The 12,621-nt window shown below is 41.0% G+C and carries 15 protein-coding genes; 14 read left to right on the top strand and 1 reads right to left on the bottom strand.

Annotated features, from left to right (window positions below; translation table 11 throughout):
- Positions 1-11 precede the first annotated feature (11 nt).
- The 10 genes from CFS60_RS06445 (at position 12) to CFS60_RS06400 (ending at position 9,101) form a co-directional block, all read left to right on the top strand.
- Positions 12-725, top strand: coding sequence for a response regulator transcription factor (locus CFS60_RS06445; RefSeq protein ID WP_088809741.1), 714 nt, complete (start codon positions 12-14; stop codon positions 723-725).
- On the top strand, positions 722-2,500 hold the full coding sequence (gene pnpS, locus CFS60_RS06440) for a two-component system histidine kinase PnpS (protein WP_088815775.1): 1,779 nt from the start codon (positions 722-724) through the stop codon (positions 2,498-2,500). The genes CFS60_RS06445 and pnpS overlap by 4 nt, the downstream gene beginning before the upstream one ends.
- A 211-nt stretch (positions 2,501-2,711) precedes the next feature.
- Positions 2,712-3,071 (top strand): peptidoglycan-binding protein, encoded by a 360-nt coding sequence (locus tag CFS60_RS06435; protein WP_220387153.1) that lies wholly within the window; start codon positions 2,712-2,714, stop codon positions 3,069-3,071.
- Positions 3,072-3,306: 235 nt separating this feature from the next.
- The gene (locus tag CFS60_RS06430; RefSeq protein WP_088809743.1) at positions 3,307-4,203 is read left to right on the top strand and encodes a phosphate ABC transporter substrate-binding protein PstS family protein; all 897 of its coding nucleotides are present in this window, start codon (positions 3,307-3,309) and stop codon (positions 4,201-4,203) included.
- 114 nt (positions 4,204-4,317) lie between these two features.
- The gene (gene pstC / locus CFS60_RS06425; protein WP_088809744.1) at positions 4,318-5,241 is read left to right on the top strand and encodes a phosphate ABC transporter permease subunit PstC; all 924 of its coding nucleotides are present in this window, start codon (positions 4,318-4,320) and stop codon (positions 5,239-5,241) included.
- On the top strand, positions 5,238-6,125 hold the full coding sequence (gene pstA, locus CFS60_RS06420) for a phosphate ABC transporter permease PstA (protein ID WP_088809745.1): 888 nt from the start codon (positions 5,238-5,240) through the stop codon (positions 6,123-6,125). The genes pstC and pstA overlap by 4 nt, the downstream gene beginning before the upstream one ends.
- A 17-nt stretch (positions 6,126-6,142) precedes the next feature.
- Complete coding sequence (gene pstB, locus CFS60_RS06415) at positions 6,143-6,970, top strand: phosphate ABC transporter ATP-binding protein PstB (protein ID WP_088809844.1); 828 nt, start codon at positions 6,143-6,145, stop codon at positions 6,968-6,970.
- Positions 6,971-7,015: 45 nt separating this feature from the next.
- Positions 7,016-7,762 (top strand): phosphate ABC transporter ATP-binding protein PstB, encoded by a 747-nt coding sequence (gene pstB, locus CFS60_RS06410; protein ID WP_220387234.1) that lies wholly within the window; start codon positions 7,016-7,018, stop codon positions 7,760-7,762.
- A 13-nt stretch (positions 7,763-7,775) separates the two neighbouring features.
- On the top strand, positions 7,776-8,435 hold the full coding sequence (phoU, locus tag CFS60_RS06405; protein WP_088809747.1) for a phosphate signaling complex protein PhoU: 660 nt from the start codon (positions 7,776-7,778) through the stop codon (positions 8,433-8,435).
- Positions 8,436-8,516: 81 nt separating this feature from the next.
- Positions 8,517-9,101 (top strand): DNA-binding protein, encoded by a 585-nt coding sequence (locus tag CFS60_RS06400; RefSeq protein ID WP_088838994.1) that lies wholly within the window; start codon positions 8,517-8,519, stop codon positions 9,099-9,101.
- Here CFS60_RS06400 and CFS60_RS06395 read toward each other — a convergent pair.
- Positions 9,091-10,317 (bottom strand): DUF4408 domain-containing protein, encoded by a 1,227-nt coding sequence (locus tag CFS60_RS06395; RefSeq protein WP_088838993.1) that lies wholly within the window; start codon positions 10,315-10,317, stop codon positions 9,091-9,093. The two genes, CFS60_RS06400 and CFS60_RS06395, sit on opposite strands and share 11 nt — an antisense overlap.
- A gap of 460 nt (positions 10,318-10,777) precedes the next feature.
- Here CFS60_RS06395 and CFS60_RS06390 point away from each other — a divergent pair, with 460 nt between their 5' ends.
- The 4 genes from CFS60_RS06390 (at position 10,778) to CFS60_RS06375 (ending at position 12,474) form a co-directional block, all read left to right on the top strand.
- Positions 10,778-11,077 (top strand): metalloregulator ArsR/SmtB family transcription factor, encoded by a 300-nt coding sequence (locus CFS60_RS06390; protein WP_007474071.1) that lies wholly within the window; start codon positions 10,778-10,780, stop codon positions 11,075-11,077.
- 64 nt (positions 11,078-11,141) lie between these two features.
- Complete coding sequence (locus CFS60_RS06385; RefSeq protein ID WP_088809750.1) at positions 11,142-11,528, top strand: hypothetical protein; 387 nt, start codon at positions 11,142-11,144, stop codon at positions 11,526-11,528.
- Between the two features lie 21 nt (positions 11,529-11,549).
- Positions 11,550-12,203 carry an HD domain-containing protein gene (locus CFS60_RS06380; RefSeq protein ID WP_088809751.1) on the top strand — a complete coding sequence of 218 codons (654 nt, stop codon included), beginning with the start codon at positions 11,550-11,552 and terminating at the stop codon, positions 12,201-12,203.
- Positions 12,204-12,231: 28 nt separating this feature from the next.
- Positions 12,232-12,474: a CsbA family protein gene (locus tag CFS60_RS06375; protein ID WP_240310354.1), complete on the top strand. Its 243-nt coding sequence runs from the start codon at positions 12,232-12,234 to the stop codon at positions 12,472-12,474.
- Positions 12,475-12,621: the final 147 nt, after the last annotated feature.

Raw genomic sequence — 12,621 nt, 5'->3', positions numbered from 1 at the left:
GGGAGATTTTTGTGGCTAAAATTTTAGTTGTAGATGATGAGGTTTCAATTGTGACGTTACTTCAATTTAATATTGAAAAAGCGGGCTATGAAGTGGTGACGGCAACAGATGGTCAGATGGGCTATGAGCTTGCGATTTCGGAAAAACCGGATTTAATTGTGCTTGATTTAATGCTCCCGAAAATGGACGGCATTGAAGTGACCAAAAAATTGCGCCAAGATAAATATGATTTTCCGATTTTGATGTTGACGGCTAAAGATGAGGAGCTTGATAAAATTATCGGCCTCGAACTAGGCGCGGACGACTACTTGACGAAGCCGTTTAGCCCAAGAGAAGTAGTTGCGAGAATTAAAGCCATTTTGCGCCGTGTGGATAAGGTGCGTGACGAGAAAGAGCCTGCTTCTGTTGAAAATATTTTGGAAATTGGGGAGTTAGAAATACACCGGGAAAGCTACGAGGTTTTTATGCGCGGTGAGCAACTTGATTTAACACCGAAAGAATTTGAGCTACTGTTATATTTGGCGAACCACCGCGGGAAAGTGTTTTCGCGTGACCAATTGCTGGACGCGGTTTGGAATTACGATTATATCGGAGAAACGCGCATTGTGGACGTGCATGTAAGTCATTTGCGCGATAAAATTGAGGCGGACACGAAACAACCGCGCTATATTAAGACGATTCGCGGTTTTGGCTATAAAATGGAGAATGTAAAGGATGAGCTATGAAAAAGTTATGGTTTAAAATCGGGATTTCCTTTTTCATTTTATTTTTTGTAACAATGGGTATCGTTGGTTTGTTTTCAGGCGAACTGATGAAGACGACTTATTTAAGTATGAAAGAAAGCCAGTTGGAAGATGAGGCGCGGGTGCTTTTGCATACGACGAACATTGAAAATACGGATTTAGATAAAAATAGTGCTGAAATTCAGGCAGAGCTTAGTCCGCTGACAGAAGAAGTGGATGCGCGTATTACGATTGTTGATAAAGACGGGCGTGTCATTGCTGATTCGAAAGAGGATCCGACACAACTTGAAAATCATGCGAATCGCCCGGAATTTAAAGAAGTTTTGCAAAATGGGGATTCGGTTGGGATTGCGACGCGTGAAAGTGATACGCTCGGTTATAGTATGCTTTATGTGGCGGTGCCAATCGTACAAGACGGTGAAACGGCTGGGGCGCTTCGAATTTCGGTTTCGCTTGAATCGGTAGAATCCGCAATCAACACGCTTTGGGGCAATCTCTTCCTGATTTTCAGTTTGGCACTCATTTTGATTGCGCTCATTAGTTTTGTGATTGCGCGTCGGATTACGAAGCCCGTTCAGGAAATTATTGATGTTTCAACGGATTTAGCAAATCGCGAATATAGCAGTCGAATTTACGGGAAATCAAGCGGGGAGCTACAGGATCTTTCCAGCAGTGTGAATAAACTGGCCGAAAGTTTAGAAACGCAAATGTTTGAAATCCGTGAGAACTCGCAAAGACTTACGGCTATTGTGGAAAATTTGGTGAGCGGGGTCATGTTGATTAATCATGATAAGGAAATTGTGATGACGAACCGAATGATGTACCATATTCTCGGAGAACAGGAGATTACGGGCAAGCCGTTTTATGAGGTCATTAAAAGTTACGGCTTAAGCGAATTGATTGAGGAAACGCTGAAAACCAAACGCATGAAGCAACAAGAAATTGCGATTTATTTCCCAAGAGAAATGATTTTAGATGCGAGCGTATCGCCGATTTTGATGGAAGATGGTGAGATTTCGGGTCTAGTCCTCCTGCTGCATGACATTACGCAAATTAGACATTTGGAAAACGTCCGCTCAGAATTCGTTGCAAACGTTTCGCATGAACTAAAAACGCCTGTCACGGCGCTAAAAGGTTTTGCGGAAACGCTTCTTGACGGCGCGATGTACGATGAGGCGCTATTAAAGCAGTTTTTAACAATCATCAAAGACGAAAGCGACCGCCTGCACCGTTTAATTTTAGATATTCTAGCCTTGTCGAGAATTGAACAAAAAACGCTGCCGCTTCAAGTGGAGCAAATCAATATGAATGAAGTAATGGAGCAGTCGGTTAAAACGGTGAGCGAGCTTGCTTCATTAAAAGAAATTACGATTGAACAAATTTGGGACCATGAAAAGCCGCTTTTCATTGAAAATGAGCGTGACCGCTTGCAACAAATTTTAATTAATTTGCTATCCAATGCGATTCAATACACGCCTTTAAAAGGCCGCATTGTCCTCCAACTAGAAGACCTAGGCGACGAAATCCAATTGGTTGTGGCAGACAACGGAATTGGAATCCCGGCGAAGGATTTAGACCGCATTTTTGAACGTTTTTACCGCGTCGACAAAGCGCGAACTAGACATTCTGGCGGAACAGGTTTAGGCTTGTCAATTGTGAAACACTTAGTCGAAATGATGGACGGAACCATTCAAGTGACTAGCGAGGAAAATGTTGGTACTAAATTTTATGTGCGTTTACCAAAATCACATAACTAAAGAAATATCCTCCTTTTTTCAAAAAAGGAGGATATTTTTGTGGTTTGTAAAGGGGAATTTAATGGGCGTAAATGAAACTACTTTTAAAAACTAACAATTTTGTGATAAAAAAGTATGGATTTTTTATATAGTGTTGAAAAAAATACTTAAAAAGTTCACACAATTCATACTATTCTAATGATATAATAAATTCCATACTAAAGAGAAGGAGATGGAAAACATGATTCTAAAAAAAGTATTAACAAGTATTTGCATGGTGGCGATTTTATCAGTTGGCTTTGTTGGTGTTTCAACCGTTGCTCCGGAACAAAAAGTAGAAGCAGCATACTACAACGGCTATAATGTTGCATTGATTCAAACGTGGTTAAATAATTATCATCATGTGGTAAACAGCAAAGATTATTACTCAGGGTATCCAACGCTTGATGTGGATGGACAATATGGTCCAGCGACTTATGCGGCGGTGAAAGCTTTTCAAGCACGTAATGGTCTAAAAGTGGATGGACAATATGGCCCAGCAACGCATCGGATATTAATAAATCCACTTCTATGGTCGTATGCTAAATGGTAAAGTCCTTAAAAGTGCCAAATTTAATTTGGCACTTTTTTTATTTACGGCAGCTACAAATTTTTGTAATGAAAACGGCGTAAAAACCATGTTTTTAACATCTCTTTTTAACGAAATTTACATAAAAAAAGCGGGTTTACAATTTCTTAACATTAGCTACATATGAGCTTAACTACGAACGGTTATAGTTAGACATGTAAGAAACACTAATTTAAAAAATAAGGTGGGTAACGAAATTATGAATAAAAAAGTTTTGGGATTACTTACAGTTCTTTCAGCGTTAATGTTAGTTTTAGCTGCTTGTGGGAGCAGTTCATCGAGTGATAAAGCAAATGGAACTGGCGACGAAGTTTCTGGTTCAGTGACAGCAGTTGGTTCAACGGCACTTCAACCGCTTGTAGAGGCGGGCGGTAAACAGTTCCAATCAGAAAACCCGAAAACACAAATTAACGTGCAAGGCGGCGGTTCTGGTACTGGCTTAACACAAGTTGGGCAAGGGGCAGTTGAAATTGGGAACTCCGATGTTTTTGCAGAAGAGAAGGACGGAGTAGATGCTTCGAAACTTGTTGATCATAAAGTAGCGGTTGTCGGAATGGCGCCTGTTGCAAATAAAGACGTTGGCGTGAAAGATTTAACACAACAACAATTAATTGATATTTTCACTGGTAAAGTAACGAACTGGAAAGAGCTTGGCGGTAAAAATGAAAAAATTACAGTTATCAACCGCGCTGAAGGTAGCGGAACGCGTGCTACTTTCGAAAAATGGGGCTTAAAAGGCGCTACGCCAATGAAAGCACAAGAGCAAGATTCTTCTGGAACGGTTCGTAAGATTGTTAGCGAAACGCCAGGCGCAATTAGCTACCTTGCTTTCTCTTATATTGATGATTCTATTATGAGTCTAAAAGTAGATGGCGTCGAGCCAAATGAAGATAACGTTGCAACAAACGATTGGAAAATTTGGTCTTACGAGCACATGTACACGAATGGTGAGCCTAAAGGCGCAACGAAAGCGTTCTTGGAATATATGACGAGCGAAACGATTCAAAATGACCTAGTGCCACAATTAGGTTACCAATCGATTCACTCCATGAAAGTGGAACGTGACGCGGACGGAAAATTAACAGACGTAAAATAAAAAAATAAGCAGGCAAAGGAAAAAATGACCGGAAGCCTGCTACTTACGGGAAGTCTTTCTTGTTTAACAAGGGAGACTTACCCGCATGTTAGGGACTGAAAGGAGTTTTTAGCCTTGGAAATCATTAATGAAGAAAATCTGACAAAAACATCGAAAAAAGCGCGTTTAGAAACAAGAGGAAAGCTCATTACATTCCTCTGCATTAGTATTATGATCTTAGCGGCAATCTCTATCCTTTATCTTGTCATTTCAAAAGGTTTATCCACCTTTTTTGTAAATAATGTTTCATTTGTTGACTTTATCACGGGAACAGATTGGAATCCGTCAAAAGTTGATGCGGCAGGCAATGCTTTAGTTGGCGCACTACCGATGATTATCGGATCGTTTGCGGTCACACTTCTAGCCGCATGTATCGCTGGTCCGCTTGCAATTGGTGCCGCCATTTTTATGGTTGAAATCTCTCCTCGCTTTGGGAAAAAAATCTTACAACCAGTCATGGAGCTCCTTGTAGGTATTCCTTCGGTCGTTTATGGTTTCATTGGTTTGAGTGTGGTCGTACCGTTTATTCGGGAACACATTTCAGGTAGCGGCTTCGGAATTGCGGCGGCTACTGTCGTTCTTACAATTATGATTTTGCCGACGGTCACATCGCTTTCTGTGGACGCGATTAAGTCGGTGCCACGTCACTACCGCGAGGCTTCTCTTGCGCTTGGGGCAACTAGATGGCAAACCATTTGGCGTGTGGTGCTACGCTCCTCGCGAGCAGGTATTATGACCGCCATCGTATTCGGTATGGCACGCGCATTTGGCGAAGCTTTAGCCGTTCAAATGGTTATCGGGAACTCGGCAGTTATTCCAACTTCATTATTTGAGCCGGCATCCACTTTAACCAGTATTTTAACGATGGGCATGGGAAATACTGTCATGGGTACACTTGAAAATAACGTTTTATGGTCGCTTGCCATGGTATTACTTGCGATGTCCCTATTCTTCATCATCATTATCCGATTCATCGGTCGTAGGAGGAAAGCGAAATGAATGTAAAAACTAAAGATAAAATTGCAACGGGCGTATTTTATGCCATTGCAGCTATCATCGTCATCATTTTAGCAAGCCTTCTCGGTTATATTTTAGTCAAAGGTGTCCCGCAACTTAGTTGGCAGTTTCTAACGACACCGCCGAAATCATTCCAAGCGGGCGGCGGGATTGGACCTGAAATTTGGAATTCATTTTACATGCTCATTATTACGATGATCATTTCAGTTCCGATTGCGCTAGGCGCGGGAATTTACATGGCGGAATACGCTCGGAAAAATTGGTTGACGGACTTGATTCGGACAACAATCGAAGTTTTAAGTTCACTTCCATCTATCGTTGTCGGCCTTTTCGGCTTCCTCGTATTCGTTATTCAAATGGGCTGGAGCTTCTCGGTGATTTCCGGAGCACTGACGCTCACGATTTTTAACTTACCGCTTTTAATTCGAGTAGTGGAAGATGCTTTAAATGCGATTCCAAACACTCAGCGCGAAGCAGGACTGGCTCTCGGGTTAACCCGGTGGGAGACTATTACGCGCGTTTTAATCCCAGCAGCTTTACCAGCGATTATTACCGGAATTATTCTGGCAGCTGGTCGGGTGTTCGGCGAAGCGGCGGCGCTCATTTTTACGGCGGGGCAAAGTACGCCGGTGCTTGATTTTACAAACTGGAATCCGGCTGAGATTACGTCGCCATTAAATATTTTCCGTCCTGCGGAAACGCTTGCGGTTCATATTTGGAAAATTAACGGAGAAGGAATCATGCCAGATGCACGTGCAGTTTCGGACGGTGCTTCGGCGGTGCTCATTCTCTCTGTACTGCTTTTCAACATTTTAGCGCGTATCCTTGGAAAAGTTGTATTCAAAAAAATGACGTCTTCGTCTTAAAAGGAGTTTTGTAAATGATGATCACAAAAACGATGCCAATAAATGTGGAAGTCGAAGAAACACAAGCGATTGTTCCTCCTTTTGAAATGGATAGTCACGCGATGGCAACGAAGGATCTTCACGTTTATTACGGTGATAACCATGCGATTAAAGGAGTCAATCTTGCTTTCCCAGAAAATAAAGTGACGGCTCTTATCGGGCCTTCTGGCTGCGGGAAATCCACGTATTTACGAGCTTTAAACCGAATGAATGATGAAATTGAAGGCTGCCGCATGGACGGACAAATTTTATATAACGGCATTGATATCAACCGTAAAGAAGTCGATTTATACAAAGTGCGCAAGGAAATTGGTATGGTGTTTCAAAAGCCGAACCCATTTTCAAAATCGATTTATGAAAATATTGCGTTTGGCTTAAAACGCCACGGCATGAAAAATAAAAAAGAATTGATGGAACGTGTGGAAAAAAGCTTGCGCGGTGCAGCGCTTTGGGACGAAGTAAAAGACGACCTCAACAAAAGTGCGCTTTCACTTTCCGGCGGGCAGCAGCAGCGTCTTTGTATCGCTCGTGCCATTGCAATGCAGCCGAAAGTTCTCTTGCTCGATGAACCAGCATCAGCGCTTGACCCGATTTCCACAAGTAAAATAGAAGATTTAATTAATGAACTACAGGAAAAATATACGATTGTTATCGTGACGCATAACATGCAACAAGCGGCTCGTGTATCCGACTATACAGCTTTCTTCTATTTAGGCGAAGTGGTCGAATTTACGAGCACAACAGAATTGTTCACAAATCCGGCAGAAAAACGTACAGAAGATTATATTTCAGGAAACTTTGGATAAGGGGAGGCGAATAAATTGGTAGAAACTGCTGAAGCAACGAAATTTATGATTGAGACGGACAAAGTCGATTTATTTTATGGAACAAAACAAGCCCTCAAACAAGTTTCCTTACAGATTAAAGAAAACTATGTGACGGCGCTTATCGGCCCATCAGGTTGCGGGAAGTCCACGTTTTTAAGAACGCTAAACCGCATGAATGATTTGATTCCGAATGTGAAGACGACCGGAAGCATTCGAATTGCAGATGGAGAAGTCAATCAAGCGAAATTAGATATGGTAAACCTTAGAAAGCGTGTGGGCATGGTGTTCCAACAACCAAATCCATTCCCGTTTTCCATTTATGACAATGTCGCATATGGCCCGCGCATGCACGGCGTGACAAATAAAAAGGAACTCGATGCTATCGTTGAGCGCAGTTTAAGACAGGCGGCTTTGTGGGAAGAGGTTCATGACCGCTTAGATAAACCAGCAACAGGGATGTCAGGCGGGCAACAGCAACGTCTTTGTATCGCACGGGTGCTGGCCGTCAAACCGGAAGTCATTTTAATGGACGAGCCAACTTCGGCGCTTGACCCAATTTCAACCGCAAAAGTAGAAGACCTTATTTTAGAGCTAAAGAAAGATTATACGATTGTCATTGTGACGCATAACATGCAACAAGCATCGCGTATTTCCGATGAAACAGCTTTCTTTTTGAACGGCGAGATTGTTGAGTTTGCCGATACGACGACGATTTTTACAAACCCGAAAGAACAAAAAACAGAAGACTATATTTCTGGTCGATTTGGATAAGGAGTGTGCATAGATGGTTGTAAGAAAATTATTTACAGAGCAGTTAAATGAGTTACACCAACACTTGTTGAAAATGGGCGTCCTTGTAAACGAAGCAATTTTTAAGGCAGTCAAGTCGCTAGTGGAAAGAGATCAATTGCTGGCAGAACAAGTCATTGCGGAAGACAAAGCAATTAATGACATGGAGCTATCGCTTGAACAAGGATCCTTCGAATTAATTGCCCTCCAACAACCAGTTGGAACAGATTTACGTAAAATTGTAACGGTGATGAAGGCCAGTTCCGATTTGGAGCGAATTGGCGACCACGCTGTCAGCATTGCGAAAGCGACAATTCATCTTGGCAACAGCAAAGCGCTAAAACCGATTCCGGAAATTCCTGAAATGGGCGAAATCGTCAAAAATATGCTTCATGACGTTTTAAACGCCTACCTAGCAGGAGACGCAAACGCTGCCCGCGAAATTGCAGCCCGCGATAACGAAGTCGACAAATTGCACCGTCTAGTCTCGAAAAAATGTATTGATTTAATGCAAGAAGATCCTGAGCATTTAGAGGATATTACGCATTTACTACTAGTTGCGCAAAATTTGGAGCGGATTGGTGACTATATTACAAACGTTTCAGAGTGGATTGTGTACTTGGAGAGCGGCGAAATTGAAGAGCTGAATCAATAGCAAAAGCGTGTTCCTTGTGGGAGGGACACGCTTTTTGCATAGTTATGCTATAATATTCGTAAACAAGGGAGGGCGAAGTGGATGACGAACTTACCGAAAATTGGCAAACCGGCAACATCAGCTTTGGAAGCCGAGGGAATTACGACGTTAGAACAAGTCGTAGCGTACGACGAAAAGACACTCCTCGCTTTGCACGGAGTTGGTCCAAAAGCAATTGAAATACTGCGGAAAGCGCTAGCCGAGAGCGGATTAGCTTTTCAAACAAAATACGAGAATCAAGCATTTACCATCATCGTACCAGCCGACTGTGACAACGCACCTAAACGTCGAATCATGCGGGATTACACCATCGCAACAGCAAAAGCAGACCGTAAAACCCTAGAAGCACTTTTGGTGGAAAACTTTGTTTGGAGTGTCCCAGGTGAATTTGAAATCCGTGGCCGAACTAACTTTATGAACGAGCTTTTCAGCCATTCTGAACCAATAAAATCACTAGAGCTTGAAACCATTGTATCGCACGGCAAATTGGGCTCACTTAACGGAACGATGATTCAAAAAAATGGTCAGCACGTCTATTTCGCCGATGTATTTGAATTCGAGAATCACAAAAAAGAAGCACGAATCTGTAAAATTATTTCCTACGTGATTATCAAACCTAGCATTTAATGCTAGGTTTTTTGTTTTGAAGGAAAATACGCATATAAAGTACGCTAAATGTGATAACAACAATGCTTTTCGATACTAAAGTGGTGTCAATTGGGCTTGTGATGAGGGCATAAACAAGGGGTAAAATGACGATAAACTTTAATTTGATATCTGTAGTTGGAAGATTTTTTGTGATGGTAATCAGTAGCGCGACAAAAAGAATAATCATGAGCAAACAACCGAGAAAACCTACTTCGCCAAGCAGCATCGCCCAATAAGAATCCGTGGCAAATTGGGGGTTGCTTGGCGCGAGTCCCCATACACTGTCTAAATTGTAATACGCATAATACGGTGAATAATTGACGCGCGCAGCATGGGAGCCAAACATGCCCAGTCCCCCGCCAAATGGAAAATAGTCTTGGGCGATTTTAAACGAAGTTCTGAGCAACAAGCCACGAGCTTCTTGTGTGTTTCCGATAAGTTGATTCATAATCCGATCTGCATTTAGCCAAATGAATCCCCCACCAAGTAACGCGATAATCGCAATTGGAATCCGTTTAAGATACGGAAAAAGAAGCAGTAAAAGGTATAGACAAAGATAAAAGCCGATGGAAGTACTTCTCCCTGCAATAAAAATCAAAATGAAATTGAGCGCTAAATAAAGATAAGGCGGCTTTTTTTGATCAATGAGTTTAAAAAAGGTAGCTAAACTTGATAAAATTAAAATAACTAAGGCAAACTGCGCAGGATGACCGAAACCAAATGAATAGGTATAACGGTCAAATCGCATATCAAATGGCTGCAAGAGAGGGATAAAAAAGTTGATTATGTAGACGGCTAAACAACTAAGTGTTATGAACCAAGCTAAGCCTGTAAAAAACGATTTGGTAGAGGTGAGCTCAATGTTTTGAAAAAGATATTGCCCGCTTAAATAAAGCAAAACAAATTTAACCATACTAAAAAAAGTAAGCAGCTGATTGATAAGCGTATTTTGATGCAGAGAAAACACATTCGGCGACATCGCAACAATGAACAATAAAAAGATGACACCAATTAAGAAAATTCCGCTGCCTGAAATGCTTTTTTTGCCCTGTGCAGATTCATACACAGCTTTAAAGAAGGCGGCAATGAGGAATACAAGTACAATACCGTTTTCCAAGATTCCACCAATAGGAATAAATTGGGCGATGAAATTTGAGAAGAGGGCAAATACAAATAGTCCAGTAAATAAGTACATGCATGATTCTCCTTAAGGTTTAGAGGGATAAATTACAAGGTCTTGAAAACGTTATCAATTTTCATTTCGCATCAGAAGTTGGCCCGTTTTGTTAAAGTATGAGCAAATTTTTTTGGATAAAAAGGGAGTTTTCCTTGTAAAACAAGTCGAATGAAGTGGCGTACCTATAAAAATCACATGTTTTTTTAGAATCCTTGCTTTTCAAAAAGACTTTTGGGAGCAATATTTGCTTGTCGTGTAGACACCTTGGTAAGTTTAAACTACGGGCTTACATCTATAATGTTAAGTATAGCACACTCGCATCTTCATAGAAAAAATGTACTCTTTTGCATGCAACGCCTAGCAAAATGAAGGGCAGATTTAACCGAATTGTTCAGGCATATGTTGGCACATTAGTTGCGTGATGGATTGGTTAACGCTATCATATGAATATATGACCATATAATAATGGAGTGAGGAAATGAACCATTCAATCTTAGATGAAGAAACCCTTTTTAATGTGACTCAAATATTTAAAGCACTAGCGGATCCTACGCGCGTGCAAATTTTAAATTTACTTCAGGAACGAGAGTATTCAGTGAATGAAATCGCCCGGACACTTGAATTTAACCAAACGACTGTATCGCATCAATTGCGTTTTTTAAAAAATTTGCGGTTAGTAAAATCACGTAGACAAGGGACGACCATTTTTTATTCTCAAGATGATAACCATGTGCTAGAACTACTCGCGCAAGCTATCCGGCATGTTCACCACGAGTAGCCTTACAGCATTATTTGTTTTTTTATGGTAAAGTAAAAGCAAACAAATCTTTGGGGGAAAAGCATTGAAAAAATTAACGGCAACACAAAAAATGTTAGTGATTATTGGAATCATTTTGATGGTTGCAGTAACGGTTTTAGGACTTATTTGGAACAATCAATTGGCTGTTGTCATCGTGCTCGGCGTCATCCAATTTATACTCATACAAGCAGTTTGCTATGTTGGCATATATTCACAAATGAAAGTGGGCACTTCAAGAGGCACTAAGCTATTTAGTTGGGGAATTTTAACCACGTTTTTATTTTCAGCAATCATTGCCATTTTTGCTCCAGAAAACTTCAGATCCTATTCCGGTGCAATCATTGCGCTGTTAGGATACGGTTCCGCGCTCATTATGCGCGAAGTAGAAAATACGAATCCAGCAAACAAAAATCAAAAACGCGAAGAATAATGAATGGAAGGAGTGATTTTGATGGGCATTCATCAATATTTTCAAAGTTTATCTGATTTAGAAAACATTTATCGTTGTCCCGGGAAATTTAAATATCAAGAGCACTCAGTGGCAGAACATTCATTTAAAGTGACACAAATCGCTCAGTTTTTTGGAAATGTGGAAGAGCAAGCAGGAAATGAAGTGGATTGGCGCTCACTATATGAGCGCGCATTAAATCACGACTACTCGGAGCTTTTTATTGGCGATATTAAAACACCCGTCAAATACGCCACAGCTGAACTCCGTGAAATGCTCTCTGAAGTGGAAGAAAGCATGACGCAAAATTTTATTGAGCGGGAAATACCAGAAGAATTTCAGCCGACTTATCGCCATCTTTTAAAAGAAGGTAAAGATATGACGCTTGAAGGGAAAATTTTAGCCATTTCAGATAAAGTTGACTTGTTGTACGAATCATTTGGCGAAATTCGTAAAGGCAACCCAGAAAATATTTTTGTTGAAATTTATAGTGAAGCACTCGCAACAATTTATGAGTATCGTGATATGGAAAGTGTGAAATATTTCTTGCGTGAAATTTTACCAGACATGCTTGGTGAAAAAGGCATTCGCAAAACGGACTTGCCAGAACTTACGGCTGAAATAACAACAAAAGCGCTTCAAGATGGACAAAACTAGCGAAATGGTGAGAGGAAGATGAACGATGCTGGACCAAATTTTATCGGCAATTTTCTTCCCGGGCGTACTTGTCATTATTTTTGCGCGTGTCACGTTAAATCGTTTTGTGGCGTTGATTTTAATGGTGGGACTCATTGCTGCTAGCGCCAAACTTGGTTACACGGATACGTGGTGGCTTATTATAATTGATGCTTTTTCCATGACAGTGGGGTTTATGGTAGCAACAAATATGTTGAAACGTATTCGCGGCCGAGAGGAAGCACATAAATAGGTAAATATGCGATAAAGTGGTAAAATAGAAAAAGAAGGACGTAATCAAAATGATTGCGTTCTTTCTGTTTTACAAAAACAACCGAACGTATTTTCGGTTTTTGCTAGGATATAATTGTGCTTTATGGTAAAATAGAAGAGCTGAAAG

It is taken from the genome of Listeria sp. ILCC792, assembly GCF_900186135.1.
GTDB lineage: Bacteria > Bacillota > Bacilli > Lactobacillales > Listeriaceae > Listeria > Listeria goaensis.
This window is presented reverse-complemented; position numbering and strand designations above follow the sequence as displayed.